Genomic DNA, 26,237 nt, shown 5'->3' with positions numbered 1-26,237 from the left:
GCGTCACAGCCCGCCCCGCCCGAATCCCCTCCCAGAACCCCACCCGCACATCCCGCACCAACGGCACACGACCCGCCAACACAACCTCCGACCACAATCGGTGTTGCAACGACCCCGTGAACCCAAGGCCCCTTCCTTACCCTCAGGGTAGGGAAGGAGGCCTTCACGGACCGGCGTGCCCGGTCAGCAGGCTACGGCGGCGGACGGATCGCCGCGAAATCGAGTTGCCGAATCGAAGGAAGAGCGTGGCTGAACCGGTCGACCACGCTAGGAGCGAACCAGGCGTGCGATCGCTTCGGAGGCTTCGCGGATCTGCCGGTCCGCCTCGGCGCGGCTTCGACGACGCAGCTTGCCAGGCCGCCGGCTAATGACCGTGCAGCTCGGCGAGGAATCGGCGGATGGCGGGCGCGAAGGCGTCGGCGAGATCTTCGGCCGTGCGCAGAGTGCTCGACAGGGAAGCCGGAGCGAGACGCCCATCGGGTATGACGCGGGCGGCGTTCTCCGCCAGCGTGGCCGGATGCCGTTCGTCCATGCCGGGGAAGACCAAGGTGGGGGCTGTGATCGCGGCGAGTTCGTCGACGGACCGGAACGAGCGGTCGTGGCCGATGGCGGCCGCGGCGGCGATACTCGCGGGGTCGGAGCGCGGGATGGCGTCACGCACGAGCGCGCCGATGACGGGAGCGAGCTCGGGCAGAACCGGCGCCCACGCCGCTTCGATACCGCCGGTCCGGACACGTTCGGCGAACGCGTCCATGAACGCGATCTCGGCTTGTTTCGCTTCGTCGTCTTCGATGTCTTCGACGCTGATCAGGATGGCGGCGCGGACCCTGCCGGGATGTTCGAGGCAGATGCGCTGGGTGATCGTGGCGCCGAGCCCGGTTCCGCCGACGACGGCGCGCTGTTCGCCGAGGTGGTCGAGAAGCGCCGCGACATCGTCGGAGTACTGGGTCCAGGTGTGCCGGGCCGGGTCGGCGCATACCGATCGGCCGTATCCGCGCACGTCGGGGAGGACGATCGTGTGCCGGTCCGCCAGCCGCTCGGCCAGCGGGACGAGGCTGTGATGATCAGGGCCGCCCCCGTGCAGAAGCACAAGGTGTGGCCCGGAACCGAGGGAGACCGCGTAGAGCGGACAGCCGTCGAAGCCGTGGTACGTGATGGTCTCCATCGGGCCTTCCTAATGGTGGTAGGCGTGCACCACTGCGTGTCCGGAGCCGCGGCCGATGAGCCACTTGTTGACCGGGGTGGTGAGCAGGAAGGCGACGAAGAGGGCGAAGGCGAGCGCGCCCCAGAACAGCCAGCTGGCGAGGCCGGCTTCCATCGCGCCGGGGACGACGAGCATCACTCCGTTGTCGATGATCTCCATGACGAGGATCGACACGGTGTCCGCCGCGAGGGCGACCTTGAGGGCCTGCTTGAACCCGACACCCGCGCGGAGCACGCCGCGCATGGTCAGGGCGTAGCCGAAGACGAACGCCAGCGCGACGGCGAGCACGATGGTCGCGACGTTGCCCCAGCCCAGCGCGGTGCCGATCACCATGCCGAGCACCTCGCCGATGGCGCAGCCGGTGAGGCAGTGCAGGGTGGCCGACGCCGCCATACCCCACGACGCCTTGGCCGCGTGGTGCTCGTGGCCGTGATGTTCATGCTCAGTGGACATGAGCGGGTTTCTCCTTTGTGGACTGCTCGGCAGGCGCGGGTTCGAGTCCTGCGACGAGATTGAACGAACCGGTCAGCAGGTCGAGTGCCACCAGTCCCACCGTGTCGGCGATGATCTGATCGCTCCAGCCGTGCTCTCGCAACTCGGCGATGTCCGCTTCGCCGTGCCTTGCCTGGCCAGGGAGACGTCGGTCTCGCTGAGCCCGGCCTTCGCGGTCATCATCATCGGGCCTGCCGAGCCGCGCCGTCCGATGATCTCGTCGAGCAACTCGGCCGACTTGGCAGGCGCGTCCGCCGGGTCGAGCGAATGAAGACGCTGCACGGCTCCTCCGGATGCTGTCGGTCGGTCGCCAGGAACACTATACGGGTAGGGGGTACGAGTCCAGATGTGACGTTGTCGTGCAAAGGATTCACTGCTCACCGAGGCGAGTGGGCCGCTTGACCGCGGGCTCCGAGCGCGGCACTCCCACGAACCGGGCCGGGCGGAAGGCGGCGAGGGCGTCCTGCGCGGTGTCGGTGACGATCTCCGCCGCGGCCAGCCGGGCGAGGACCGGGGCGAGCGTGATCCCGCTGTGGGTGACGAGAAAGTAGATCCGTGCGCTCTCCAGCGGGTATCCGGCGATGGTGTGCCCGTCGGCGGGCATGGACCGGATCGCCACCCGGAAGTCGATTTCCGGGGACGGACGACCGGTCAGGGCCGTGAACCGCGCGGCCACGGCGGCGCTGATGCCGGTGTCGGCTTCGCCGTCCGCGGGGTCGACGGAGGAGCTCAGATCGAGCGCCTGCGCCACGGTGGCGCCGTCCGCGTCGGGGCGGAGGTTGAGGTCCGGGGTGTGCAGGACGCAGCGGAGGTCGATCGCGGGGGAACGTACGTACCCGAGCAGGCCGACGATCGGGGAGCCGCGACGGGCGTCGGTCACCATGGGGATGTCGAAGCCGCTGCGCGCGGCGAGCCCGTCGGTCCACCTGCCGGTGGCGACCACGACCCGGTCGGCGCCGAGGACCGTTCCGTCGGCGAGCGTGACGGACGCGCCCTCCGGCCCGTCGCCGACAGCCACGACCTCCCCGATCGTCAGCGTCGCGCCGTGTCGGCGGGCATCGTCGAGTACCGCGGCGAGGAGGCGTTCCGGAAGTACGTAACCCTCGCTGGGGAAGTGCGCGATCGCCGTGGTGGTTTCCGGAATCCGCACGTCGCCGGCGATCCGCCGGGCTTCGTCGCGATCGACCCACTGTGCCGGGTAGTCCCGCGACCGCAGCCGCTCGACGTTCTCGGTCAGCCACGATTCGCCGCGCGCGTCCGCGCAGTGCAGGCCGCCACCGCGGAAGTACGCCGGCGTGCCACCGAGTTCCTTGGCGAGCTTCTCGTGTTCTTCCATCCCGGCGACGTTGAGCCGTTGATAGGCGGGATCGGGTTTGTGGTTCGCGTTGGTCCACGCGAACGTCGTGGCGGTCGTCCCACGTCCGGGGCCCCATCGGTCCAGCAGCACCACGTCCGACCCGGCGACGGCGAGTGCACGCGCCACGCTCACGCCGACGATTCCGGCGCCGACAACGATGATCTTCATTTGCTCTCTCCTTCCGGCCTGCAAATGACCGTACAAAACACGCTTAGACCGGTCAATAGTCCGATTGACCGATCGAATCGCGATTTGTATGGTTCGATCATGGCCGCGCTGTTGCATCTGAAGATCCGGCGTGAGCTGGAGGAGAAGATCCAGCGTGGCGACCTCCCGCCCGGCGCGCGGTTGCCCACCGAAGCGGAACTGCAAAGCCAGTACGGGGTGAGCAGGGCCACGGCGCAGCGAGCGCTCAACGAGTTGGCCAATGCCGGGCTGGTCGTGCGAAGGCGACGGCACGGAACGTTCGTCGCCGACGTCCGGCAACAGATCAACCTGCTGAACTTCGCCGCCCCCGGCGCGGCCGAGAAAGGCGTGCCGGGCAGGCATCAGGTGGTGTCCCAACGGATCGTGCGGGCAGGCGACGCGGTCGTCGAGATCCCTGGCGCGGACCCGGATTCCGCGGTCGTCGAGCTGGTGCGCGTCAAGCTCGACCTCCAGGAGCGGCCGCGCACTCTCGAACGGCACGCGATCCTCTTCTCGGTCGCGCCGAACCTGCTCGACGAGGACCTCGCCGACTTCGTGAGCCTGCGTTATTTCGCCGCGAAGAAGATCCCGCTGGGCCCGCTCAGGGTCTACCTCGAACCGGTCGTACTCGGCGCGCGCGAGGCCGAGCTGCTCGAGAGCGAGGCCGGTGTGCCCGCCATGCAGCGCCGCCGGGAAACCCGGACGGAAGACGGGACCGTGATCGAGGCCGTCGTCACCGTGGTCCGCCCGGGTTCCGCGCAGTTCTTCGTGGAGTTGCCGCCTCCCGCGCTGTGACGCGGTGGAGAGCGGTCAGGCGACCGGCGGCCACCTCGGTGTCCGAGGCAACCACGGGCCGGTGCCACGCGTACATCCGGTACGCGGACGAGAGGGACAGGGTATGGGGACCAAACGGGGCGAACCCACGCCTGAGGAGATCGAGGCCACCCGCGCGTGGCTGGGCGAACGTGGTGTCGAGGTGGAAACGCCGGCCAGGCTGATCGCCGTCCGGGTCGGCGCGCGCCAGACGGCGAACACCACCAGCAAGATGATCTTGACCGCGTGCTTCGGGTTTGCCGGGTTGGGACTGTTGATCGCCTTGGGGGTCCAAGAATTTCTCCTGGATCCGGACGGCGAGACGACTTACAGCCGGTACGCCTTCGTCGTGTTCGCGACGACCCAGCTCGGGTCCTGGGTGTCGTCGCTGTACCGCGAACGGGAACTGGGCGGCCTGCCGGTGGGTGACCGGCGGCCGTCGGCTTTACGGGTCCTGGGCGGCTGGTATCTGACGACCTACGTGATCACCTTCGGCGGTGGCGCCGCACTGGCCGCGGCGATGTACGCCGGCACCACGGCACAGACCTTCGCGGAGAATTGGCTGATCGCCCTCGGCTGGGCGGCGCTGTCCACCGGCACGATCCTCGCCGGCTCGGCCTTCCGCCGGACTCGTGCGGAGGACGCCGCGTCGATCGCCGTCGATTCCGAACTACGGTTCCAGGACAGCCGTCTCGCCGAGCCCGCCATCTTCGCGGTGGCGATCCTGGTCGACGTGGTGTTCACCAGCCGGGTTCCGGCCGAATTCACCTGGTGGCTGGTCGGCTATGCCGCGCTGGCGGTCAGTGCGACGCTGGTCGCCCGCCGTCGGTCCGGGGACCGTCCGGCCTTTCCGCCCGGCGACTACGGCACCCCCGTGCGCTCCGACGTGGATCTCCCCTCGGAAACGCAGTGAGCCGAAAGCGTCCGTGCCGAGGGTGGTGAGGGCCTCCTTCCCTACTCTCAGGGTCCCGGCAAAGTCGCATAATCGCTGTTCGGTTCTGGGTCGTGAGCTACTCAAGGCGCGCGTCAAGCCCTTGAGTGTCCACAAGGGACACTTTCGCCCGGTGAAATGTCTGATTGATGGCTAGATATGCGGTTCTCGATGGGGGTCGTGAGTGGCAATGATCGTTAGAGCCAAGGGTGTCTTAGGTGCCGACGTGGTTGAGGCTGCGGTTGATGCCAGGCCCCGGACTCGGTCATCGCCGCGTTCGCCCCACAGGCGCCAGCAGTCACAACAGTGGCGCGTGAAGGCCCCCTTCCCTCGGCTCAGCCGAGGAAACTCGACCTTCACACCTCCCCCAGGTACCCAAAGGACTCCAGGCAGGCGCTCACGTGAGTTTTCGCGATCGTGGGGATGTCGTGAAGGGCACCTTTGAGACGTTGAAGGTCTCAAAGGTGCCCTTCACGACATAGGAGTTCGACGCCGGGCCGTTGGAAGCGCTGAAGAGCAGGGGAGGGGTCCTTTATGTACTTCAAGCTGGCATCACGCAAGAAGCGCCACAGAGTCCCTTGTGGACAGTCGAGAAGGTGTTAGAACGACCTGTGACGAGCCCCCTCCGTCACCAGAACCCGAATCGTCACTCGCCACCCACTTCACCAGCGGTTATGCGACTTTGCCGGGACCCTGACCTTCAGGTAGGCAAGGAGGCCTTGAGCGTTTCGGTCAGTCTTCGAGTGTCCTGTCGTCCTTGTGCGCGCCGTAGAACCGGGTCTGCCGGGACATGATCTCGCGCATCGTGGTTTCTCTCGGGACGCCGTACACCGTGCCCGGGAAGTCCAAGGTGCGCTGTAGTTCCCATAGTTCGTCGTGCCGATCCGGCGAGAACAGCGTGGCCGGATCCCCGGCGGCGATCCAGCCGATGGGGAGCACGGCACCGGGTTCCAGCCGGGAATTGACGTGCAGCACGCTGTTGATCCGCAACTCGGCCCCGGCGCCGGCGTGCGAGCCGGGGAACAGCGACGCGCCGGTCGCCACGAACACCTCATCTTCGACGGTGGCGCCGTTGACATGGGAGTGCGGCCCGATCAGGACCGCGTCGCCGAGTATCGCGGGATGCCGCGCGCGACCGCGGACCAGTGCGTGCTCCATGATCACGACGTCCGACCCGGTGCGTATCTCCCCGTCCTCGGCGGTGAGCACGGCACCATGCAGGACCCGGGCCCGCTCGCCGAGCACCACCGCGCCGCACAGCACCGCGGACGGGGCGACGTACGCCGAGTCGGGGACCACGGGCCGCCGCCCTCGATGTTCGATCAGCATGGCCCCACGCTAACCCGGTGCAGACGACTTTCAGCGCCACGGTTCTTCGCCGCTGGACGTGGGAACACTGCGTCGCTGGTCGGCTACGTCGGCGGGATCGGCCTCCGGGACCGAACCCGACGTCTCGGCCGGTTCGTCGTCGAGATCACTGTCCGCCGTGTGGACGGGACGAAGCTGGTCGGCCACGTCCGCCTGAGGCTTGTCGTCGTCGAGCATCGCGGTCCTCCCTATGCCAGTGCGCGAGTCGAAGTGCTTTCTTGGAGTACCCCTTCGACGGCAACCGAATCGCCAGGCAAGCGTCCGACGGGTTCAGGACACCGAGCGAGCGAATTCGCTCAGGCGGCGCAGCAGCGGGTCGCGATCGCCGCGCGCCGGCCACAGCAACCTGAGCGCGACCCGTGGTGCGCCGCGCACGGGCCGGTAGGTGACGCGGGCGTGGGTGTGCGCTCGCGCCGCCGAGACCGTGGTGGATCCGATGCCGCGGCCCGCCGCGATGATGGCGAGCCACTCGTCGTAGCTGCCGCAGGTGATCACCTGCTCGGGCCGGTTCCCCGGCGGCCAGTCGTCCGGGCTCGTCGCTCCGCTGACGGTGTTGACGACCACAGGATGGTCGGCGAGCTCCGACCAGTCCAGCTCCCCGCGGGCCGCCAGTTCCGAACCGGTGGAGACGGCGGCCAGCCGGTCTTCTTCGAACAGCAGCGTGCCGGTGATCCCGGAGGCGTGGACGTCGCCGCGGACGAGTGCGGCGTCGACGTCGCCCGAGTGCAGCGCGGTCACGATGTCGTCGCGTCGCACCAGTGTCGTCCTCGCACCGGTCGCGGTTTCGAACGCGGACAGCAGATCACTGGTCCACGGATCGGGCAGCGCCCAGTGGAAGCCGATCCGCAGCGCCGCGTGCCCACCGGCGGCGGCCAAGGCGGCGTCGAGGTCTCGCAGCACTCCGCGCAGCCGATCGAGCAGTTCACTCCCGGCCTCGGTGGGCTCGACGCCTTGCGAGCCGCGCTCGAGCAATCGCGCTCCGACCGCTTCTTCGAGCTGCTGGACCGTCCGGCTCAGCGCCGGCTGGGTGATCAGCAGATCGCGACTCGCCGCCGTGAACGTACGTCGCGTGGCGACGGCGACGAACGCGCGCAGATGCCGTAGCTCCACCTCCATGGCAGGCAGCCTACCCAGCTATGCCCGGCACGCATGGCGGCCCGTTCATCGGCATTTCCGTCCCGGCTTTTGGCTCTCTACGGTGGAAAGTGACCCCACCGGCAAGGAAAGAAAATGGACATGCCCAGGAAAACCGGCGCATTCGACGAGCTCATGGCCCTGCGCGAAGGCCCCCTTCCCGCGAGCGGCGAGGTCACGATCTCCGGAGCGGATCCGCTGTTCGCGTCACCGTTCCGGATCGGCTCGACGCTCGCCGACGCACTGGCTGCCCGCGCGGTCGCGGCGAACGACCTCTGGGAGCTGCGGACGGGCCGCCGCCAGAAGATCGCGGTCGACGTGCGTGCCGCGGCCGCGACCGCGCTCGGCGGCGAGGACATGACGCTCGTCCGGGGCGCCGACGGCGAATACCGGCCCGCGCCCCTTTCGCCCGCCGTCGAGCACATGGTCTCGCTGACGCAGCCATGGCCGACCGCCGACGACCGATGGTTCCTGCCGCATTTCAACCTTCCCCACCTCGAACGACGAGTGCTGGACGTACTGCGCTGCGAACCCACTCCCGCGTCGGTCCGGGACGCGGTCGCGACATGGAAAGCGGACGACCTCGAGGAAGCCATCGCCGCCGCCGACGCTTGCGGCGGGGTCGTCCGCACCCCGGAAGAGTGGTCGGCGCATCCCCAAAGCGCCTACCTCGCCGCCCGTCCGGTCGTGGAGATCACCAAGATCGGCGACAGCGCCCCCGAGTCGCCGCCCGGCGGTGAGCACGCCACCGAGCCGCTGTCCGGGGTGCGGGTGCTGGACCTGACCCGTATCCTCGCCGGTCCGACGGCCGCGCTCAGCCTGGCCGAACACGGGGCCGACGTGCTGATGGTGAACGCTCCGCGACTGCCACAGGTGCCGCCGTTCGTCCGGGACACCAGCCACGGCAAGCGCAGTACCTACCTCGACTACACCGCCGTGGACGAAGCCGCCCGGCTGCGCGAACTGGTAGGCGGCGCGGACGTCTTCGTCGAGGGCTACCGTCCACAGAGGATGGAGGCACACGGCTTCGGTCCCGAAGAACTGGCGGAACTTCGTCCAGGGCTGGTGTACGTGAGCGTCAACTGCTTCGGTTCCGGCGGCCCGTTCGGGCACCGAGCGGGATGGGACCAGGTCGCCCAAGCCGTCACCGGCGCCTGTGTGATCCAGGGAAACGCGGCCGACGATGGCCGGCCGCAGCTGACGCCGGTCTACCTCTGCGACTTCCTCACCGGATTCCTCGCCGGCTACGGCGCCATGCTCGCGCTCGCCCGCCGTGCCCGCGAAGGCGGGTCGTACCGCGTCCAGGTCTCGTTGTGCCAATCCTCGATGCTGGTGCAACGCCAAGGATTGATCGACGATTTCGCGGAGGCCCCCGGTCGCCTGACCACCGGTGAATTCGAGCGTTACGCCGTGATCGAAGAGAACACGGTCTACGGCGACCTCAAGAGTCTCGGCCCCGTCATCCGGATGAGCGAGACACCGCCGCGCTGGTCTTCGCCCACCCCTCGGCTCGGCAGTTCGCCCGCGGAATGGCTTGAGCGGTAAGGCGAAGACGGATCACTCTGGCACGGGCAGGCATTCGGCGAGCAGGCCGACGACGTCGTGCCAGGCCCGCTGCGCGTGACGCGCGTGGTATCCGACGCCGGGAAGCACGGCGTGGTCGACCGTGGGGTGGTGGAAGGCATGCAGGGCGCCGCCGTAGACCACGAGGCGCCAGTCGACACCCGCCTCCTGCATTTCGGCGGTGAACGCCTCTCGTTGCGCGGGCGGCATGATCGGGTCTTCCGAGCCGACCCCGGCCCAGACCGGGCAGCGGATGTGCGCCGCTTCGCCCGGCCTGCCCGTGGTCAGCGCGTTCACCGTCGCGATCGCACGCAGGTCGACGCCGTCCCGCCCGAGTTCCAGCGCGATCGCGCCTCCGGTGCCGTAGCCGATGGCGGCGATCCGGTCCGGATCGGTCCGCGGCTCGGCGCGCAGCACGTCGAGGGCCGCGTGACCGATCTCCCGCATCCGGCCGTGGTCGTCGAGCAGGGGCATCGCGTACGCCAGCATCTCGTCGGGATCGTCGAACCAGCGCCCGCCGTTGATGTCGAAGGCCAGCGCCACGTACCCCAATTCGGCGAGAGCGTCGGCCCGGCGACGTTGGAAATCGTTCAGCCCCGGCCCCTCCGGCCCGATCAGGACCGCGGGCCGGCGGCCGGTACCGGCCGGGAGCGCGAGGTGTCCGATCATCGTGAGTCCGTCGGCGGGGTATTCGACCGTGCGTGTGGTGACCGGCATGAAACGGACTCTAATGATCGTCGAGCCCGGACGGGCGGGTGTTCACGGACAGCGGAACCGCGTCGCGGCGTCCGTCCATTGTGGAGTCCGGGGCGCGGGACGGGATCAGCCGGAACAGGGCCATCGCGCTGATCATGCTGACGCCGCAGATCGCGGCCAGGTACCAGGTGATGCCGGTGGTCGAGCCGGTGGCGTTGAGCACCGCGGTGGCGATCATCGGAGCGAGCCCGCCGCCGAGGATCGCGCCGCCCTGAAGCAGCAGCGACATACCGGAGAACCGGACGTTGACCGGGAAGGTGTCCGCGATGATCGCGCCCTGCACGCAGTGGGTGATCGGGACGACCAGGCCCATACCGGCCAGTGCGAGCATCGCGAACCCGGTGTTGCCGGTGTTCAGCAACGGGAAGAAGGCGAGGCACCACAGCAGGAGCGCGGCCGACCCGGCGACGAACATGGTGCGCCTGCCGTGGCGGTCGGCGATGCGCGTCCAGATCGGGATGGTGGCGAACCACAGCACGGCCGATCCGGTCACCGACAGGATCAGGAACTGCCGGTCGTAGTGCAAGTTCTGGGTTCCGTAGGACAGGGTGAAGACCATGAACACGTAGGCGACCGCCGAGTTCGCGACGCCGACCAGCAGCGTCAGCGCGAGCCTGCCGAAGCCGACCTTCAGCGCCGCGCCGAGCGGGAACCGGACCACCTTGTCGTTCTTGGCCGCCTGGGTGAAGGACGGTGATTCGGTGATCCGCAGCCGGATCATCAGGCCGATCGCGACCAGCACGAAGCTCAGGAGGAACGGGATCCGCCAGCCCCACGCGGCGAACGCGCTCGCGGGCATCACCGCGCTGCTGCCGAGGAACAGCAGATTCGCCAGCACCAGCCCGGCAGGGGTACCCATCTGCGGGAACCCGGCATACCGGTTCCGTTGATCGGCGGGCGCGTGTTCCATCGACATCAGGGTCGCTCCCGCGCCTTCGCCGCCGAGCCCGATGCCCTGCACGATCCGCATCGCGACCAGCAGGATCGGCGCCCAGATGCCGATCGCCTGGTAGTTCGGGATCAACCCGATCAACGTCGAGCCGATGCCCATCAGCATCAGCGACACCACCAGGGTGGACTTGCGGCCGATCCGGTCGCCGAAGTGGCCGAACACCAGACCGCCGAGCGGGCGGGCGATGAAGCCGACGGCGAAGGTGCTGAACGCGGCAAGGGTGCCGACCGTGGGGCTCAGCGAGGGGAAGAACTGCTTGTTGAAGATCAGCGCGGACGCGGTGCCGTAGAGGAAGAAGTCGTACCACTCAAGGGTGGTCCCGGCGAGCGTGGCGGCGGCGATTCTGCGGGGCGCGGGTGCGTTCATCTGCGAAAACCCAATCGGCTCGGGCGACAGCCGAGCGCGGCTGCCGGCGATTGGGCAGAAGCCTGACACTGTGAGGCATAGGCCACAAATGCCGAATTCCCGGTCTGCTATGCCCGAATTGGTATAGCTCGGGAGGTGGCGACGCGAGCCGGTTCCGCAACACGCTCGCTGGACCGTCGTGAGTGGCGATTCGTGGTAACCCGAATTGCCACTCGCGACGCGTTCGGTGGGCTCGGTACCGGCGCCTGTGCCCGTCTGAAGTACATGAAGGCCTCCTTCCTTGCGTCAGGCGCAAGGAAGGAGGCCTTCATGTGCTTGGGAAGGCGTGAAGGTCGAGTTTCCTCGGCTGAGCCGAGGGAAGGGGGCCTTCACGCGCGGCCGCTGTGGCTGCTGTGGTCGCTGATGTACTTGGGGCAGGTGTGGCGACCTTCACGGACCGGGCCAACCGACGTCAGGAGATCGTCTCCGATATGTGCGTTCAGGTATACCTAACGAGCAGATACGCATTTGTTCCGCATGGCACGGGCCGCCAGAGTGAACGGCATGACGCAGTCAGTGCGGTGGATCCGCAACTTCGTGGACGGTGAGTTCGCCGAGCCGGACGGGCCGGGATTCCCGGCGGTCGATCCGGCGACCGGCGCGGAGTTCGCCAGGGTGCACGAGGCCGACCGGGAGCTGGTGCACCGCGCGGTCACCGGTGCGCGCGCGGCGTTGCACAACGGCTGGGCGGACACCCCGGTGCGGGAGCGGACCGCGTTGCTGCGCCGGGCGGCCGACCGGATCGAGGCCCGGTTCGAGGAGTTCGTCGCGGCCGAGGTCGCGGACACCGGGAAGCCGGTCACCCAGGCCCGCGAGCTGGACGTGGCCCGCGCGGTGGCGAACTTCCGCACGTTCGCCGACGTGATCGCGGCCGCCGGCCAGGAATCGTTCGTCACCGATCTGCCCGGTGGGGCGCAGGCGCTGAACTACGCGGTGCGCAAGCCGCTCGGCGTGGTCGCGGTGATCGTGCCGTGGAACCTGCCGCTGCTGTTGCTGACCTGGAAGGTCGCCCCCGCGCTCGGCTGCGGCAACGCGGTCGTCGTCAAGCCGAGCGACCAGACCCCGTCCACCGCGACCCTGCTGGCCGAGGTGCTGGCCGAGGTCGGCTTGCCGGCGGGTGCCTACAACGTGGTGCACGGCTTCGGCGGCGACTCGGCTGGGCAGTACCTGACCGAGCACCCCGGCATCGACGGGGTGACGTTCACCGGCTCATCCGCCACGGGAACCCAGGTGATGCGCACGGTCGCGCCCCGGGTCCGGCCGGTCTCGTTCGAACTCGGCGGGAAGAACGCCGCCATCGTGTTCGAGGACGCCGATCTCGACGAGACGCTCGCCGGGCTGACCCGGTCGGTGTTCGCGAACACCGGGCAGGTGTGCCTGTGCACCGAGCGGGTGTACGTGCAGCGCTCGGTGTTCGATGACGTGGCCGCCGGGCTGGTGGAGCGGGCGCGCGAGTTGCGGCTCGGCGACCCGTCCGCGGAGCGGACCACCACCGGCCCGCTGATCTCACCGGAACACCGGCGCAAGGTGCTGGACTACCTCGCGCTGGCCGAGCAGGCCGGCGCCAAAACCTTGACCGGCGGCGGGATTCCCGAGCTCGGCCCGGAACTCGACGGCGGCTCGTGGCTGGAGCCGACCCTGTGGACCGGCCTGACCAACAAGGACCGGCCGGTGCGAGAGGAGATCTTCGGCCCGGTGGCCGCGCTGATCCCGTTCGACACCGAGGACGAGGCGATCGCGCTGGCCAACGACACCGAATACGGGCTCGCGTCCTCGGTGTGGACCCAGGACCTGCGCCGGGGACACCGCGTCGCGCAGGCCATGCACGTCGGCATGTCCTGGGTGAACACCTGGTTCCTGCGCGACCTGCGCTCGCCGTTCGGCGGGATGGGGCTTTCCGGGATCGGCAGGGAGGGCGGCGCGTCTTCGCTGCACTTCTACACCGAGCCGACGAATGTGTGCGTGCGGTTGTGAGCGCGCCGATCGAAGCGGCCGCCGCCCGGCTCGCGACCGCGGCGAGCACCGCGACCCCGTGCCCGCCGGTGCGCGAACTCCTTGGCACGCAAGATGTCGACGCGGCCTACGCGGTGCAGCGCAGACTGCGTGACGAGCGGGTCGCGGCGGGCGCCAGGGTCGCCGGGGCGAAGATCGGGCTGACCGCGCCTTCGGTGCAGCGGCAGTTCGGCGTGTACCAGCCGGACTTCGGCGTGCTGTTCGACGACATGTTGTACGCGCACACCGAACCCGTTCCGTACCGGCGTTTCCTGCAGCCCCGTGCCGAGGGCGAGATCGCGTTCGTGCTCGGCCGCGATCTGGACGTACCGGGTGCTTCGGTCGCGGACGTGCTGCGGGCGACCGAGTTCGTATTGCCCGCGATCGAGATCGTGGACTCCCGGATCGACGCCTGGGATCTGTCCATCGTGGACACGGTGGCGGACAACGCGTCCAGTGGCGCGGTGGTGCTGGGGTGCACCCCGTTCTCGTTGACCGGCCGGGATCTCGCCGCGACCGGGATGACCTTGGAGTTGGACGGGGAAGCGGTGTCGTTCGGCGCGGGCCACGCCTGCCTCGGCTCGCCGGTGGTCGCGGTCACGTGGCTGGCTCGCGAGCTGGCCGCCCGCGAGCAGCCGTTGCGCGCGGGTGACGTGGTGATGTCCGGGGCGCTCGGCCCGATGGTGCCGGTCACGGGTGCGGGCCGGTTCCGGCTGCGGCTCGACGGACTCGGCGAGGTCGGCGCGGTGATCGAGGAGGAGACTCAGTGACAGCAACGGTTCCGGTCGCCGTCATCGGCTCCGGCAACATCGGCACCGATCTGATGATCAAGGTGCTGCGGTTGTCGAAGACGCTGCGGATGGCCGCGATGGCGGGTATCGACCCGGCCTCGGACGGGCTGGCCAGGGCGGCCAGGCTCAAGGTGGCCACCACCCACGGCGGTATCGACGGCCTCGCCGCGCTTCCGGAGTTCGCCGACGTGCGGGTGCTCTTCGACGCGACCTCGGCCGGCGCGCACCGGAGGCACGCCGAGGTGGCCGAGGCGCACGGCAAGCTGATGATCGACCTGACCCCGGCCGCGCTCGGCCCGTTCGTGGTGCCGCCGGTGAACCTGGACGAGCACCTCGCCGCACCGAACGTGAACATGGTGACCTGCGGCGGACAGGCCACGATCCCGATCGTGGCCGCGGTGTCCTCGGTCGCGCCGGTCGCGTACGCGGAGATCGTCGCGTCGATTTCGTCCCGCTCGGCAGGGCCGGGGACCAGGGCGAACATCGACGAGTTCACCGAGACCACCGCGGCCGCGATCCGCGAGGTCGGCGGCGCCGCGATGGGCAAGGCGATCATCGTGCTGAACCCGGCCGATCCGCCGATCGTCATGCGGGACACGGTGTACTGCCTGGTCGAGGGGGAGCCGGACCGAGAGAAGATCGCGGCGTCGGTGCGGCAGATGGCCGAGCGGGTGCGCGAGTACGTGCCCGGCTACACACTGAAACAGGAAGTGCAATTCGACCCGGTGTCCCGGCAATGGGTGCCCGAGCTCGGCCGCGAGATCTCCGGACTCAAGGTCTCGGTGTTCCTCGAAGTGCTCGGCGCGGCCCACTATCTGCCGGACTACGCGGGAAATCTCGACATCATGACCTCGGCGGCGCTGCGCACGGCCGAGCGGATCGCCGAACTGAGGGGGTGGCTCGGATGAAGGTCTACCTCCAGGACGTGACCTTGCGCGACGGTATGCACGCGATGGGGCACGCGTACACAGTGGACCAGGTCCGGCGGATCGTGTCCGCTGTGGACAAGGCGGGCGTGGCGGCGATCGAGGTCGCGCACGGCGACGGGATCGGCGGGTCCAGCGCGACGTACGGATTCGGCGCGCACACCGATGAAGAGTGGATCACCGCGGCCGCGGAGGTGATCGAGAACGCCACGCTGACCACGTTGCTGTTGCCCGGTATCGGCACCATCGGACAGCTTCGCCGCGCCCACGACCTCGGGGTGCGCAGCGTCCGGATCGCCACTCACTGCACTGAGGCCGACGTCGCCGCGCAGCACATCGCCTGGGCTCGCGAGCAGGGCATGGACGTGTCCGGATTCCTGATGATGAGCCACCTTTCCCCGCCGGCGGCGCTCGCCGAACAGGCGAGACTGATGGAGTCCTACGGCGCGCATTGTGTGTACGTCACCGATTCCGGCGGACGGTTGACGATGAACGGGGTCGCCGAGCGGATCGACGCGTACCGGCAGGTGCTCGGCGAGCACACCGAGATCGGCATCCACGCGCACGAAAACCTTTCCCTTTCGGTGGCGAACAGCGTGACCGCGGTCGAGCACGGCGCCTACCGGGTGGACGTCGCGCTGGCCGGGCAGGGCGCGGGGGCGGGCAACTGCCCGGCCGAGCCGTTCGCCGCGGTCGCCGACCTGCTCGGCTGGGAGCACGGCGCGGACCTGTTCGCGTTGCAGGACGCGGCGGACGACCTGGTCCGCCCGCTGCGGGAACGACCCGTCCAGGTTGACCGCGAGACGCTGACCCTCGGTTACGCCGGGGTGTACTCGAGCTTCCTGCTGCACGCCGAGCGCGCGGCCGCCCGCTACGGACTGGACACCCGGCGGATTCTCACCGAGGTCGGCAGGCGGAAGCTGGTCGGCGGGCAGGAGGACATGATCGTGGACATCGCACTCGACCTGGTACGGAGCAGCACATGATGGCCACCGCGGAGATCTCGGCGCTCGCCGACCGGCTGGACACCGCGCAGACGTCGCGTGTGGACACCCGGAGCCTCGCCGACGATCACGAGTTCGACATCGCCGACGCGTACGCGATCCAGGCCGCGCTGGTGGCCCGCCGGGAGAGTCGTGGCGAGCGGGTGCTCGGGGTCAAGCTGGGGCTGACCAGCAAGGCGAAGATGGCGCAGATGGGCGTGTCCGAGGTGATCGCCGGCAGACTCACCGACGCGATGCGCGTCGCCGACGGCGGAGAGGTCTCGCTGGCGGGCTTCATTCACCCGAAGGTGGAGCCGGAGGTCGCGTACCGGCTGGCCCGCGATGTCGACCTCGCAGACCCCGCGTTCGACGTGGAGTCCGCTGTGGACGCGATGGCTCCGGCAATCGAGATCATCGACTCCCGGTACCGCGATTTCCGGTTCACGCACACCGATGTGGTCGCGGACAACACCTCGGCCGCCGGGTTCGTGCTCGGACCGTGGCGCGCGTTCGGCGAGGTGGCGAACCGGGCGGTGCGGCTGCGGTCCGGGGACCGGGAGGTGACCGGCTCGACGGCGGCCATCCTCGGCGATCCGGTGCGCGCGCTGCACGCACTGGTCGAACTGTGCCGGAAACGGGACATCCCGTTGCGGGCCGGGCAGGTGGTGCTGGCCGCGGCGGCGACCGAAGCGGTCCCGTTCGCGCCCGGCGTCGCCGAGGCGGACATCGCCGGACTCGGCCGGGTTTCGGTGCGGGGGCTGGTATGAGCGGGCGAGTGATTTCCGGGCTGGCCAAGCCGAGGGGCCGGTTCCCGCATGTGAAGGTCGCGGGAGACCTGATCTTCGTGTCCGGCACCAGCTCTCGACGTCCGGACAACACGTTCGCCGGCGTCGAAGTGGACGAACTCGGCACCACGAACCTGGACATCCGGGCGCAGACCCGCGCGGTGATCGAGAACATCCGCGGCATCCTGCACGAGGTCGGCGCCGACCTCACCGACATCATCCAGATCACCACCTTCCTGGTTTCGATGAACGATTTCGGCGGCTACAACGAGATCTACGGCGAATACTTCGACGAAACGGGCCCTGCCCGCACCACGGTCGCCGTGCACCAGCTGCCGCATCCGCATCTGCTGATCGAAATCCAGGCAATCGCTCATCTACCGAAAGACACGGAGGTCCCGCGATGACCCGCATTCCCGACGTCGTCAATTTCCAGGCCTGGATCGCCGAGCACGAGCATCTGCTCAAGCCGCCGGTGAACAACCGGACCATGGCGCTCGGCAACGATTTCATCGTGCAGATCGTCGGCGGGCCGAACCAGCGCACCGACTTCCACGTCGACCCCTATGAGGAATGGTTCTACCAGCTCAAGGGCAACATGCACGTGAACATCATGACCGACGAGGGCCAGAAGACCGTCCGTATCTCCGAAGGCGACACCTGGCTGCTGCCGGGCGACATCCCGCACTCGCCGCAGCGCCCGGAAGCCGACTCGATCGGCCTGGTCATCGAACGCGTCCGCGAGGAGGGCACGCTGGAGAAGTTCCAGTGGTACTGCCTCGAATGCGCCGCGCTGGTGCACAAAGTCGAACTCCAGGTGCGCGACATCGTCGAGGATCTGCCGCCGGTCTTCACCGCGTTCTACGGCGACGAGAAGGCCCGCACCTGCGGTGGCTGCGGCGCCCTCCACCCCGGGAAGGGTTGAGATGACCGGCCTGATCGACATCCACACGCATTACGTGCCGAACGGCTGGCCGGATCTGCGCGCGGACGCCGGGCCGGACGCGCCGTGGCTGCGTGCGGAGACCGAGTCCGAGGCGATGATCATGATGGGGGACAAGGAGTTCCGCCGGATCGGCGCGGACTGCTGGAACGCGGAGACCCGGCTGCTGGACATGGACGCCGACGGCGTGCGCACCCAGGTGGTCTCCCCGACGCCCGCGTTCTTCAACTACGGCCGGACCGGCGAGCAGGCGGGCCGGATCGCCCGGATCTTCAACGACCTGGCGCTGGAGATCGTGGCACCGGCGCCGGACCGGCTGATCCCGTTCTGCCAGGTTCCGTTGCAGGACCCCGACGCGGCGTGCCGCGAACTGGAACGCTGCCTGGCGGCGGGGCATCGCGGGGTGGAGATCGGCAACCACGTCGGCGACCAGGATCTGGACAGCGCCGGGGTGGAAACCTTCCTGCAGCACTGCGCGTCGCTCGGGGTCCCGGTGTTCGTGCACCCGTGGGACATGGCTGATTCGCCCCGGCTGGACCGGTGGATGGCGCGGTGGCTGACCGCGATGCCCGCCGAAACGCATCTGTCGATCCTGGCTTTGGTGCTCGGCGGGGTCTTCGACCGGATCGACGCGAGCCTCAAGATCTGTTTCGCGCACGGCGGCGGGTCGTTCGCGTTCTGGCTCGGCCGGATGGAGAACGCCTGGCATCGGCGGAACGACGTGATCGGCACCTCGGAGTTCCCGCCGTCGCACTACCTCGACCGGTTCCACGTCGACTCGGTGGTCTTCGACGAGCGGGCGCTGCGGCTGCTCGTGGACACGCTCGGCGCCGAGCGGGTGATGGTCGGCAGTGACTACCCGTACCCGCTCGGCGAACGTCCGGTCGGCGAGGTGGTGCGCAAAAGCGGTTTCCTGAGCGAGACCGAGCGGCAGCTGATCACCAGCGGGAACGCCGAACGCTTCCTGTCCTTGTCGTGACCGTCCTAAGGGGACATTCCGGTGGCGACGTCGGTCAGGCTGCGGATCAGCGCGTCCACCGACGGGCTGAGCGTGCGCTGGGCGGGCAGGGTGAGCCCGACGCTGTGCCCGATGGGCTCCAGCGCCAGCGCGACCCTGGTGATCCTCGGATCGTCCTTGGTGATCAGGCTGGGCAGCGCGGCGATCACGTCGGTCTCCAGCAGCAGTTGCCGCACGGTGAGGAACGACGTGGTCTCCACCCGGTTCGCCGGGAGCGGGAAGCCGTTGCGGGTGAACAACTGTTCCAGCTCGCGGCGCAGCGCGGTCTCCGCTCCCGGCAGGATCCACGGATACTCGGCGAGGTCGGCCAGCTCGACGCCGGTCGCGCCCGCCAGCGGATGCGCGGTGCGCACCACCAGATCCACCGACTCGTCGTACAGCTTGCGCCGTTCGATCCGCTCGTCCGAAGGCGCGGTCAGCCTGCCGATGATCAGGTCGACCCGGCCCGCCTCCAGCTCCACCAGCAGCGCTTCCGGAGAACCCTCCCGGACCACGATGGTCAGGTACGGCCGCTCGGTCTTGATCGCCGCGATGGCGCGCGGCAGCAGCATGTTCGACCCCGCGAGATGGGTGCCGACCACCACCGTGCCGCGTTCGGCGTCGGCCAGCTCGGCGACGTGCCTCCCGGCCTGTGCGAGCTGGGCGAGCACCGCGCGGGCGTGCCCGGTGAACGCCTCGCCGAACACGGTCGGGGTGATGCCGCGCGGGCCGCGTTCGAACAACCGCACGTCGAGGATCTCTTCGAGTTCGTGCAGACTTCGGGTGGCCACCGGCTGCGTGACGTGCAACTCGGCGGCGGCCCCGACCACGGTGCCCTGCCTGGCCAGCGCGTCGAGCAGGACGAGATGGCGGAATTTCAGTCGGCCGTCCAGCAGGCGAGGCAAGATCACCAGCCGATCCTACCCGCGAGGTGCGTATGACCACGATTGTCCGAACCGGACCGATTCGCTATGCCACAGCGGCGCGGTTCGCGCCGCCGGTCGCCGTTTCGGCGCAGGCGCCGTCCAGCGGGGAGATCAGTCCGCAACCGCCGTCCCGGCTGGACCGCGTGATGGGGCCACCGAGCGATCGCCTGCCGCAGGGCGAGGACTGTCTCAACCTGACGGTCAGCACCCCCGGCCTGGATGACGGACGCAGGCCGGTGCTGGTGTGGCTGCACGGCGGCGGATTCTCCAGCGGCGGCGGGTTGCTGGACTGGTACGACGGCGGCGCGCTGGCGGCCGAAGGCGACCTGGTGGTGGTCGGCGTCAACTACCGGCTCGGCGCGCTCGGCTACCTGTGTCTGGACGGGGTCAGCCCCGGCAACCTCGGGCTGGCCGACCAGGTCGAGGCGCTGCGCTGGGTGCGGGCCACCATCGCGGCCTACGGCGGCGACCCGGACAACGTGACGGTCGCCGGACAGTCCGCGGGCGGCATCTCCATCCGGCTGCTGATGGATCTGCCCGAGGCACGCGGCCTGTTCCGGCGGGCGATCCTGCAGAGCGCGCCGCTCGGCCTCGGGTCTCGCTCGCCTGAACGAGCGGAGAAACTCGGCCAGGTGTTCGCCGACGCCCTCGGCACCGACCCACGCACCGCCGAAATCTCGGAAATCCTTGCGGCGCAGAGAGAAACCGCGCTGACCAACCTGCGGCTCACCGGCGACCCGATGGAGCCCGCGTTCATTCCGGTGGACACGCTCGACAAGGCGTCCTTCGCGGACAACGCGCGCGACCTCGAAGTGCTGTACGGCTGGAACGCCGACGACATGACCGCGTTCCCCGGCGCCGCCGGCACCGACGAGGTCTACGTCGAACCACTGGCCGCTTTCGGCGACCAGTTGCGCTCGGCCGGAGCCGGCGTCTGGTCGTATCGCCTGGACTGGCGGCCCGAGGGGTCCGAGTTCGGCGCCACCCATTGCCTGGAACTGCCGCTGCTGCTCGGCACCGAACGGGCCTGGCAGGACAGCCCGATGCTCGGCACGGTCCCGTGGCCCGAGGTCGATGCCTTCGGCGCCGCCCTCCGCGCCGTCTGGGCGACCTTCGCCCGCACCGGCACCCTCGACCCCACTCCGGTCGCGAGCCACCCCGTCCGCTTCGGCCCGTAACTCGCGTGCTTGAAGCCGTAACTCACGTGATTGAAGACGGAACTCGCGCATCGCGTGTGTTACGGCTCCAGACACGCGAGATACGCCTCGAAGCACGTGAGTTACGGCTCCGGACACATCGAGAGGAACTCGCGGGCTCGGCGAAAAAGCCCTGACAGTAGAGGTGGGAGCGCGCCCGGTCAAGACGTTGTGCTGACCGGGCGCGCGGTTCTATCGTGTTCATCGAAGCGCTTCGACAGTTCGGATCACCGCGGATTCCGAGGAGGCCACGATGGCCGGCGAGCATCACCACTTCTCTGGAGGGAACCTCTGATGTCGAAGCGAGTACTGGCCGCCGCGATGGTCGCCATGCTGGCCGTCGCGGGCTGCGGGTCCGGATCCGGCAGCGGCGACCCGAAGACCCTGAAGCTGTGGCACTACGAGCCGCCGGACAGTGCGATGGGCGTGGCCTGGGCCGAGGCGATCGAGCAGTTCGAAGCGACCCATCCCGGCGTCAAGGTCGCCTTCGAGGAGAAGGGCTTCGAACAGATCCAGAAGACGGCGCCGATGGTGCTCAATTCGGGCGACGCGCCGGATGTCCTGGAATACAACAAGGGGAACGCCACCGCGGGACTGCTGTCCAAACAGGGACTGCTGACCGACATCAGCGAAGAGGTCGCCAAACGCGGCTGGGACAAGCAGCTCACCCCGGCCCTCCAGACCACCGCCCGTTACGACGAGAACGGCGTGATGGGATCCGGCAACTGGTACGGCGTCCCGAACTACGCCGAGTACGTGAAGATCTTCTACAACAAGGACATGTTCGCGCAGCAGGGCCTTGAGGAGCCGAGGACCATCGAGCAGCTGACCGCGGCCATGGCCAAGTTCGCCGGTGCCGGGGTCACGCCGCTGGCCGTCGGCGGCTCGGAGTACCCGGCGCACCAGGTCCTGTATCAGCTCGCCCTCACGAAGGCCGACCGCGGCTGGGTGGACCGCTACCAGCGCTACACCGGCAAGGTGGACTTCCACGACGCCGCGTGGACCTACGGCGCGACGACCTTCGCCGACTGGGTGAAGAAGGGCTACATCAGCAAGGATTCGGCCGGGGTCGACGCCGAGGGTATGGGCATGTCGTTCATGCAGGGCAAGTACCCGATCATGATCAGCGGCAGCTGGTGGTACGGCAGGCTGGTCCAGAGCATCAAGGACTTCCAGTGGGGTTCGGTCCCGTGGCCGGGGATGACCTCGGGTTCCGCGGGCAACATGTGGGTCATCCCCAAGGGCGCGAAGAACCGCGACCTCGCGCTCGACTTCATCGCGATCACGATGTCCCAGCCCATCCAGGACAAGCTGCGTGAGGCCGGCGGTGTCCCGGTCGTGAACAGCCCCATCCCACCGGCCGAGCCGCGGCTGAAGGATCTGGTGGAGGACTTCATCGCTCTGTCCACACAGGACAGGCTCGCGTTCTATCCCGACTGGCCCGCTCCCGGGTACTACGACGTCCACGTCTCGGCGACGCAGAAACTCATCACCTCGAGCGCCGAGCCGTCGCAGGTGCTCGACGAACTCGCGAAGCCCTACGAGGAGAATCTGGCGAACGTCGGCAAATGACCAGGGGACGGGGAAACTACCTGCTCTTCCTGATCCCCGGCGCGTTGCTGCTGATCGCGGTGATCCTGGTGCCGTTCGCGATGAACATCGGCATCAGCTTCACCCAGTGGTCCGGCGCCGGCGATCCGAAGTGGACAGGGCTGGACAACTACCGGCGGTTGTTCGCGGACGACGTCTTCTGGGCGTCGTTCCGCCACAACCTCGGGCTGGTGGTGGCGATGGCCATCGTGCCGACCGTGGCGGGACTGGTGATCGCGGCCGCGCTGTTCGATTTCGTGGCCAAACGGTTCGGGACGCGGGCGGCCAGCGTGCTGCGAGCCTGCGTCTACCTGCCGCAGGTACTGCCGATCGCGGTCGCCGGCATCGTGTGGAGCTGGATACTCGCGCCCGAGGGCGCGGTGAACGAACTCCTCTCCGCCGTTGGCCTCGGCTCGCTCGGCCAGAACTGGCTGGGCGACCCGGATTTCGCGCTGTGGAGCGTGATGGGCGTGATGGTGTGGATCCAGGTCGGCTATCCGGTGGTCATCTTCATGGCCGGGATGCAGCGTGCGGATCCCTCGCTGCACGAGGCGGCGGAACTGGACGGCGCGTCGTGGTGGGGCCGGTTCTGGCATGTGACCGTGCCGCAGCTGCGGCCCGAGGTGTTCGTGGTCCTGCTGACGTGCACCATCGCCGCGCTGAAGGTGTTCGGGCCGATCTACGTGCTCACCAGGGGAGGCCCGGGAGGGTCGACCAACGTGCCGTCGTACTACTCGTTCCAGAACTTCTTCGAGAAGACGCAGGTCGGCTACGGCGCGGCGATCGCGACCGTGCTCACGGTGCTGATCCTCGTGCTCACCACGGTGTTCCTCCGTATCCAGAGGCGAGGTGAGCACGCGTGAAACGGCATGTGACGCTCTGGTCGTTGATCGTTCTCGCGGTCGTGATGCTGGCGCCGTTCCTGGTCGTGGCGTTGAACGCGCTGAAGTCCCCGGCCGAATACGCGGCCGACGGCCCGTTGTCCTTTCCGGACGGGGTGTACCTGCAAGGGCTGATCGACTTCTGGGTCCGGGTCGGGTTCGGGCAGAAACTGCTCAACAGCGTCGTGATCAGCGGGTCGGTCGCGGTGCTCGCGGTGGTGATCTCGGTGCTGAACGCCTACGCGCTGGGCATCGGCAGGGTCCGCGGCCGGACGTGGATCCTGGTCGCCTTCCTCATCGCGAACACGCTGCCGCAGGAAGCATTGGCGTACCCGCTGTACTTCCTCGCCAACGAGACCGGTCTCTACGACACGCAGCTCGGCGTGATCATCATCTTCACGATCATCCAGGCCGCGTTCGGCACCTATCTGCTGTCCTCGACGTTCGTCGGATTCCCGCACGAACTGCTCGAGGCCGCCTATCTAGACGGGGCGAACAAATGGCAGACCCTGGTGCGGATCGTGGTGCCGATCAGCAGGCCGACCCTCGGCGTGCTGTTCGTGTTCTTCTTCATCTGGACGTGGAACGAGTTCTTCCTGCCGCTGATCCTGCTCATCTCCAACGACACCCAGACCGTCCCGGTCGCACTGGGTGTGCTGCAGGGCCAGCGGATGATGGACGCGACCATGACCAGTGCCTCGGCGTTGCTCGGGGTCATCCCGGCGATCGCCTTCTTCCTGATCTTCCAGCGGACGTTGACACGTGGCATCACGGCAGGGGCGGTCAAATGAAGTTCAGCAACGGCTACTGGCTGCTGCGCGACGGGGTACAGGCGGCGCATCCGGTGGAGGTGTACGACCTCACCGCGGGGGACGGCCGGATCGTGGTGCACGCGCCGACCCATCCCGTCCGCCACCGCGGCGACCTGTTGAAGGGACCGGTGGCGACGGTCGGGTTCTCCTCGCCGATGCCGGACGTGATCGGCGTGAGCGTCACGCATTTCGAGGGCGGGCTGCCGCGAGAACCCCGCTTCGAACTATCGGCCGTCGACGAGGAGGCGAAAGTCTCCGAGGACGGGCACACGCTCACCGCGGGCGCGTTGTCGGTCCGGCTGCATCGCGGCGAGGGGTGGAAAGTCGACTTCGTCGCGGACGGCAAGGTGCTCACCTCCAGCGGGGCCAAGGGCATGGGCTTCATGAGCCTCGACGGCGAGCACCATGTCCGTGACCAGCTGGACCTCTCAGTGGGGACCCAGGTCTACGGGCTCGGCGAGCGATTCGGGCCATTGGTGCGCAACGGGCAGGTCGTCGACATCTGGAACGCCGACGCCGGCACGAGCAGCGAGCAGGCTTACAAGAACGTCCCGTTCTACCTGACCAACGCCGGGTACGGCGTGTTCGTCAACCATCCGGGGCACGTGTCCTTCGAGGTCGCCTCGGAAGCGGTGTCGCGGGTGCAGTTCAGCGTCGTCGGCCAGTCGCTGGAGTACTTCGTGATCTACGGCCCGAGCCCGAAGGAGATCCTGCGCAAGTACACGGCGCTGACCGGCAGACCGGCGCTCCCGCCCGCGTGGTCCTTCGGGCTGTGGCTGTCGACGTCGTTCACCACGTCCTACGACGAGGAGACCGTCTCGGGATTCGTCGACGGCATGATCGAACGCGATCTGCCGCTGAGCGTGTTCCACTTCGACTGCTTCTGGATGCGCGAGTTCAACTGGTGCGATTTCGAATGGGACCCGCGGACGTTCCCGGACCCCGTCGGCATGCTGGAACGGCTGAAAGCTCGGGACCTGCGCATCTCGGTGTGGATCAACCCGTATGTGGCGCAACGGTCACCGTTGTTCGCCGAGGGGGTCGCGGGCGGATACCTGCTGCGGAAACCGAACGGAGACGTGTGGCAGTGGGATCTCTGGCAGCCGGGGATGGCACTCGTCGACTTCACCAACCCCGCCGCACGCGTGTGGTACGCGTCCAAATTGGACGCTCTGCTCGAACAAGGCGTGGACTGTTTCAAGACCGACTTCGGCGAGCGGGTGCCGACGGACGTCGTCTACTTCGACGGATCCGATCCCGAGCGGATGCACAACTACTACACCTATCTCTACAACCAGACCGTCTTCGACGTGCTCCGCGAACGGCGTGGGGAGGGCGAAGCCGTCGTGTTCGCGCGCTCGGCGACCGCGGGCTCGCAGCAGTTCCCGGTGCATTGGGGCGGCGATTGCGAATCGACGTACGAGTCGATGGCCGAGAGCCTGCGTGGCGGGCTTTCCCTCGGCCTGTCCGGTTTCGGATACTGGAGCCACGACATCGGCGGCTTCGAGGGCACCCCGGATCCGGCCCTGTTCAAACGCTGGATCGCGTTCGGGATGCTGTCCTCGCACAGCAGGTTGCATGGCAGTTCGTCCTATCGGGTGCCCTGGCTGTTCGACGAGGAGGCCGTCGACGTCCTGCGGGTGTTCTCCAAGCTCAAGGCGCGGCTGATGCCGTACCTGTGGCAAGCGGCGGCACAGGCGGCGGCCGAGGGCACGCCGATGATGCGGGCGATGGCGCTGGAGTTCCCGGCCGATCCGGCGTGCGCCCACCTGGAGCGGCAGTACATGCTCGGCGACTCGCTCCTGGTGGCGCCGGTGTTCTCGGACGAGGGCGAAGTGACGTACTACGTCCCGGACGGTGTGTGGACCGACTTCTTCACCGGCGACGAGATCCAGGGGCCGAGATGGGTGACCACCGTCTGCGACATGCTCACCGTCCCGCTGCTGGTGCGTCCCAACACCGTTCTGCCGCTGGGCGCCGTCGACGACCGGCCGGACTACGACTACGCCGACGGCGTCACGCTGCGGCCGTACCGGCTGGAGGATGGTGCCAGGATCACGACCACCGTCGGCGGCTCGACTTTCCGCACCCGCCGGGATGGCGACAGCGTCCATATCGAGGTCGACTCCGCGCCCGACGGTTGGCAGGTGGCCTTTCCCGAGGATGACGAAACGATCGTGGCGACAGGAAGCTCGTTGACTATTCGCGGCGCTGGCTCCCCGGCCTAGGGGAGTGTGTGCCCAATGTGGCATTG

General features: G+C 68.4%; 26 protein-coding genes. 17 read left to right on the top strand and 9 right to left on the bottom strand.

Features of this window, described 5'->3' with window-relative positions; all coding sequences use genetic code 11:
• Positions 1-364: 364 nt before the first annotated feature.
• Entirely contained in the window at positions 365-1,165 is an 801-nt protein-coding gene (locus tag DMH03_RS41885; protein ID WP_125797540.1) for an alpha/beta fold hydrolase, read from the bottom strand.
• Positions 1,166-1,174: 9 nt separating this feature from the next.
• The gene (locus DMH03_RS41880) at positions 1,175-1,657 is read right to left on the bottom strand and encodes a DUF4396 domain-containing protein (RefSeq protein ID WP_125797539.1); all 483 of its coding nucleotides are present in this window, start codon (positions 1,655-1,657) and stop codon (positions 1,175-1,177) included.
• On the opposite strand from DMH03_RS41880, the gene DMH03_RS42210 reads away from it, so the two are divergent.
• Positions 1,656-1,967: a hypothetical protein gene (locus DMH03_RS42210; RefSeq protein ID WP_158633173.1), complete on the top strand. Its 312-nt coding sequence runs from the start codon at positions 1,656-1,658 to the stop codon at positions 1,965-1,967. The two genes, DMH03_RS41880 and DMH03_RS42210, sit on opposite strands and share 2 nt — an antisense overlap.
• A 99-nt stretch (positions 1,968-2,066) precedes the next feature.
• On the opposite strand, the gene DMH03_RS41870 is transcribed toward DMH03_RS42210, so the two are convergent.
• Positions 2,067-3,221 (bottom strand): FAD-binding oxidoreductase, encoded by a 1,155-nt coding sequence (locus tag DMH03_RS41870; RefSeq protein ID WP_125797538.1) that lies wholly within the window; start codon positions 3,219-3,221, stop codon positions 2,067-2,069.
• 99 nt (positions 3,222-3,320) lie between these two features.
• On the opposite strand from DMH03_RS41870, the gene DMH03_RS41865 reads away from it, so the two are divergent.
• Both DMH03_RS41865 and DMH03_RS41860 read left to right on the top strand, forming a co-directional pair.
• The gene (locus DMH03_RS41865; RefSeq protein ID WP_125797537.1) at positions 3,321-4,034 is read left to right on the top strand and encodes a GntR family transcriptional regulator; all 714 of its coding nucleotides are present in this window, start codon (positions 3,321-3,323) and stop codon (positions 4,032-4,034) included.
• 103 nt (positions 4,035-4,137) lie between these two features.
• Entirely contained in the window at positions 4,138-4,965 is an 828-nt protein-coding gene (locus DMH03_RS41860; protein ID WP_125797536.1) for a hypothetical protein, read from the top strand.
• Between the two features lie 750 nt (positions 4,966-5,715).
• On the opposite strand, the gene DMH03_RS41855 is transcribed toward DMH03_RS41860, so the two are convergent.
• The 3 genes from DMH03_RS41855 to DMH03_RS41845 form a co-directional block, all read right to left on the bottom strand.
• Entirely contained in the window at positions 5,716-6,312 is a 597-nt protein-coding gene (locus tag DMH03_RS41855) for a gamma carbonic anhydrase family protein (protein WP_125797535.1), read from the bottom strand.
• Between the two features lie 30 nt (positions 6,313-6,342).
• Positions 6,343-6,528: a hypothetical protein gene (locus DMH03_RS41850; protein WP_125797534.1), complete on the bottom strand. Its 186-nt coding sequence runs from the start codon at positions 6,526-6,528 to the stop codon at positions 6,343-6,345.
• A 93-nt stretch (positions 6,529-6,621) separates the two neighbouring features.
• Positions 6,622-7,467, bottom strand: coding sequence for a LysR family transcriptional regulator (locus DMH03_RS41845; RefSeq protein WP_125797533.1), 846 nt, complete (start codon positions 7,465-7,467; stop codon positions 6,622-6,624).
• A gap of 120 nt (positions 7,468-7,587) precedes the next feature.
• Here DMH03_RS41845 and DMH03_RS41840 point away from each other — a divergent pair, with 120 nt between their 5' ends.
• The gene (locus tag DMH03_RS41840) at positions 7,588-9,030 is read left to right on the top strand and encodes a CoA transferase (protein WP_233611968.1); all 1,443 of its coding nucleotides are present in this window, start codon (positions 7,588-7,590) and stop codon (positions 9,028-9,030) included.
• 12 nt (positions 9,031-9,042) lie between these two features.
• Here DMH03_RS41840 and DMH03_RS41835 read toward each other — a convergent pair whose 3' ends face one another.
• Both DMH03_RS41835 and DMH03_RS41830 read right to left on the bottom strand, forming a co-directional pair.
• Positions 9,043-9,765 (bottom strand): dienelactone hydrolase family protein, encoded by a 723-nt coding sequence (locus DMH03_RS41835; protein WP_125797531.1) that lies wholly within the window; start codon positions 9,763-9,765, stop codon positions 9,043-9,045.
• Between the two features lie 10 nt (positions 9,766-9,775).
• Complete coding sequence (locus DMH03_RS41830; protein WP_125797530.1) at positions 9,776-11,122, bottom strand: MFS transporter; 1,347 nt, start codon at positions 11,120-11,122, stop codon at positions 9,776-9,778.
• 543 nt (positions 11,123-11,665) lie between these two features.
• Here DMH03_RS41830 and DMH03_RS41825 point away from each other — a divergent pair.
• The 8 genes from DMH03_RS41825 to DMH03_RS41790 are packed head-to-tail and all read left to right on the top strand — an operon-like array spanning position 11,666 to position 18,560.
• The gene (locus DMH03_RS41825; RefSeq protein WP_125797529.1) at positions 11,666-13,135 is read left to right on the top strand and encodes a 2-hydroxymuconic semialdehyde dehydrogenase; all 1,470 of its coding nucleotides are present in this window, start codon (positions 11,666-11,668) and stop codon (positions 13,133-13,135) included.
• Positions 13,132-13,923, top strand: coding sequence for a 2-keto-4-pentenoate hydratase (locus DMH03_RS41820; RefSeq protein ID WP_233611967.1), 792 nt, complete (start codon positions 13,132-13,134; stop codon positions 13,921-13,923). The genes DMH03_RS41825 and DMH03_RS41820 overlap by 4 nt, the downstream gene beginning before the upstream one ends.
• Complete coding sequence (locus tag DMH03_RS41815) at positions 13,920-14,852, top strand: acetaldehyde dehydrogenase (acetylating) (protein ID WP_125797527.1); 933 nt, start codon at positions 13,920-13,922, stop codon at positions 14,850-14,852. The genes DMH03_RS41820 and DMH03_RS41815 overlap by 4 nt, the downstream gene beginning before the upstream one ends.
• Complete coding sequence (dmpG, locus tag DMH03_RS41810) at positions 14,849-15,856, top strand: 4-hydroxy-2-oxovalerate aldolase (protein ID WP_125797526.1); 1,008 nt, start codon at positions 14,849-14,851, stop codon at positions 15,854-15,856. The genes DMH03_RS41815 and dmpG overlap by 4 nt, the downstream gene beginning before the upstream one ends.
• Positions 15,853-16,620, top strand: a complete 768-nt coding sequence (locus DMH03_RS41805; RefSeq protein WP_125797525.1) for a 2-keto-4-pentenoate hydratase — start codon at positions 15,853-15,855, stop codon at positions 16,618-16,620. The genes dmpG and DMH03_RS41805 overlap by 4 nt, the downstream gene beginning before the upstream one ends.
• Positions 16,617-17,045 carry a RidA family protein gene (locus DMH03_RS41800; protein ID WP_125797524.1) on the top strand — a complete coding sequence of 143 codons (429 nt, stop codon included), beginning with the start codon at positions 16,617-16,619 and terminating at the stop codon, positions 17,043-17,045. Before DMH03_RS41805 ends, DMH03_RS41800 begins: the two co-directional genes overlap by 4 nt.
• The gene (locus DMH03_RS41795; protein WP_125797523.1) at positions 17,042-17,563 is read left to right on the top strand and encodes a 3-hydroxyanthranilate 3,4-dioxygenase; all 522 of its coding nucleotides are present in this window, start codon (positions 17,042-17,044) and stop codon (positions 17,561-17,563) included. Before DMH03_RS41800 ends, DMH03_RS41795 begins: the two co-directional genes overlap by 4 nt.
• A 1-nt stretch (position 17,564) precedes the next feature.
• The gene (locus DMH03_RS41790) at positions 17,565-18,560 is read left to right on the top strand and encodes an amidohydrolase family protein (RefSeq protein ID WP_125797522.1); all 996 of its coding nucleotides are present in this window, start codon (positions 17,565-17,567) and stop codon (positions 18,558-18,560) included.
• Positions 18,561-18,565: 5 nt separating this feature from the next.
• Here DMH03_RS41790 and DMH03_RS41785 read toward each other — a convergent pair whose 3' ends face one another.
• Positions 18,566-19,489 (bottom strand): LysR substrate-binding domain-containing protein, encoded by a 924-nt coding sequence (locus DMH03_RS41785; RefSeq protein WP_125797521.1) that lies wholly within the window; start codon positions 19,487-19,489, stop codon positions 18,566-18,568.
• Between the two features lie 26 nt (positions 19,490-19,515).
• Between DMH03_RS41785 and DMH03_RS41780 the strand changes: the two genes are divergently transcribed.
• The 5 genes from DMH03_RS41780 to yicI all read left to right on the top strand — a co-directional run bounded on the left by DMH03_RS41780 (position 19,516) and on the right by yicI (position 26,211).
• On the top strand, positions 19,516-20,682 hold the full coding sequence (locus DMH03_RS41780; protein WP_199749240.1) for a carboxylesterase family protein: 1,167 nt from the start codon (positions 19,516-19,518) through the stop codon (positions 20,680-20,682).
• Positions 20,683-20,994: 312 nt separating this feature from the next.
• On the top strand, positions 20,995-22,272 hold the full coding sequence (locus DMH03_RS41775) for an ABC transporter substrate-binding protein (protein WP_125797519.1): 1,278 nt from the start codon (positions 20,995-20,997) through the stop codon (positions 22,270-22,272).
• Positions 22,269-23,153, top strand: a complete 885-nt coding sequence (locus tag DMH03_RS41770; protein ID WP_125797518.1) for a carbohydrate ABC transporter permease — start codon at positions 22,269-22,271, stop codon at positions 23,151-23,153. The genes DMH03_RS41775 and DMH03_RS41770 overlap by 4 nt, the downstream gene beginning before the upstream one ends.
• Complete coding sequence (locus DMH03_RS41765) at positions 23,150-23,962, top strand: carbohydrate ABC transporter permease (RefSeq protein WP_199749239.1); 813 nt, start codon at positions 23,150-23,152, stop codon at positions 23,960-23,962. The genes DMH03_RS41770 and DMH03_RS41765 overlap by 4 nt, the downstream gene beginning before the upstream one ends.
• The gene (gene yicI, locus DMH03_RS41760) at positions 23,959-26,211 is read left to right on the top strand and encodes an alpha-xylosidase (protein WP_125797517.1); all 2,253 of its coding nucleotides are present in this window, start codon (positions 23,959-23,961) and stop codon (positions 26,209-26,211) included. Before DMH03_RS41765 ends, yicI begins: the two co-directional genes overlap by 4 nt.
• The last annotated feature ends 26 nt before the right edge of the window (positions 26,212-26,237 follow it).

The organism is Amycolatopsis sp. WAC 01376 (assembly GCF_003947415.1).
Lineage (GTDB): Bacteria > Actinomycetota > Actinomycetes > Mycobacteriales > Pseudonocardiaceae > Amycolatopsis.
Note: the sequence above shows the minus strand (reverse complement) of the source record. Positions and strands in the feature narration are given on the sequence as shown.

Excerpts from the sequence above, each read along its gene's own strand:
- DMH03_RS41885 (WP_125797540.1), bottom strand. The coding sequence starts at position 1,165 with ATGGAGACCATCACGTACCACGGCTTCGACGGCTGTCCGCTCTACGCG.
- DMH03_RS42210 (WP_158633173.1), top strand. The coding sequence starts at position 1,656 with ATGAGCGGGTTTCTCCTTTGTGGACTGCTCGGCAGGCGCGGGTTCGAG.
- DMH03_RS41880 (WP_125797539.1), bottom strand. The coding sequence starts at position 1,657 with ATGTCCACTGAGCATGAACATCACGGCCACGAGCACCACGCGGCCAAG.
- DMH03_RS41870 (WP_125797538.1), bottom strand. The coding sequence starts at position 3,221 with ATGAAGATCATCGTTGTCGGCGCCGGAATCGTCGGCGTGAGCGTGGCG.
- DMH03_RS41865 (WP_125797537.1), top strand. The coding sequence starts at position 3,321 with ATGGCCGCGCTGTTGCATCTGAAGATCCGGCGTGAGCTGGAGGAGAAG.
- DMH03_RS41860 (WP_125797536.1), top strand. The coding sequence starts at position 4,138 with ATGGGGACCAAACGGGGCGAACCCACGCCTGAGGAGATCGAGGCCACC.
- DMH03_RS41855 (WP_125797535.1), bottom strand. The coding sequence starts at position 6,312 with ATGCTGATCGAACATCGAGGGCGGCGGCCCGTGGTCCCCGACTCGGCG.
- DMH03_RS41850 (WP_125797534.1), bottom strand. The coding sequence starts at position 6,528 with ATGCTCGACGACGACAAGCCTCAGGCGGACGTGGCCGACCAGCTTCGT.
- DMH03_RS41845 (WP_125797533.1), bottom strand. The coding sequence starts at position 7,467 with ATGGAGGTGGAGCTACGGCATCTGCGCGCGTTCGTCGCCGTCGCCACG.
- DMH03_RS41840 (WP_233611968.1), top strand. The coding sequence starts at position 7,588 with ATGCCCAGGAAAACCGGCGCATTCGACGAGCTCATGGCCCTGCGCGAA.
- DMH03_RS41835 (WP_125797531.1), bottom strand. The coding sequence starts at position 9,765 with ATGCCGGTCACCACACGCACGGTCGAATACCCCGCCGACGGACTCACG.
- DMH03_RS41830 (WP_125797530.1), bottom strand. The coding sequence starts at position 11,122 with ATGAACGCACCCGCGCCCCGCAGAATCGCCGCCGCCACGCTCGCCGGG.
- DMH03_RS41825 (WP_125797529.1), top strand. The coding sequence starts at position 11,666 with ATGACGCAGTCAGTGCGGTGGATCCGCAACTTCGTGGACGGTGAGTTC.
- dmpG (WP_125797526.1), top strand. The coding sequence starts at position 14,849 with ATGAAGGTCTACCTCCAGGACGTGACCTTGCGCGACGGTATGCACGCG.
- DMH03_RS41805 (WP_125797525.1), top strand. The coding sequence starts at position 15,853 with ATGATGGCCACCGCGGAGATCTCGGCGCTCGCCGACCGGCTGGACACC.
- DMH03_RS41800 (WP_125797524.1), top strand. The coding sequence starts at position 16,617 with ATGAGCGGGCGAGTGATTTCCGGGCTGGCCAAGCCGAGGGGCCGGTTC.
- DMH03_RS41795 (WP_125797523.1), top strand. The coding sequence starts at position 17,042 with ATGACCCGCATTCCCGACGTCGTCAATTTCCAGGCCTGGATCGCCGAG.
- DMH03_RS41790 (WP_125797522.1), top strand. The coding sequence starts at position 17,565 with ATGACCGGCCTGATCGACATCCACACGCATTACGTGCCGAACGGCTGG.
- DMH03_RS41780 (WP_199749240.1), top strand. The coding sequence starts at position 19,516 with ATGACCACGATTGTCCGAACCGGACCGATTCGCTATGCCACAGCGGCG.
- DMH03_RS41775 (WP_125797519.1), top strand. The coding sequence starts at position 20,995 with ATGTCGAAGCGAGTACTGGCCGCCGCGATGGTCGCCATGCTGGCCGTC.
- DMH03_RS41770 (WP_125797518.1), top strand. The coding sequence starts at position 22,269 with ATGACCAGGGGACGGGGAAACTACCTGCTCTTCCTGATCCCCGGCGCG.
- yicI (WP_125797517.1), top strand. The coding sequence starts at position 23,959 with ATGAAGTTCAGCAACGGCTACTGGCTGCTGCGCGACGGGGTACAGGCG.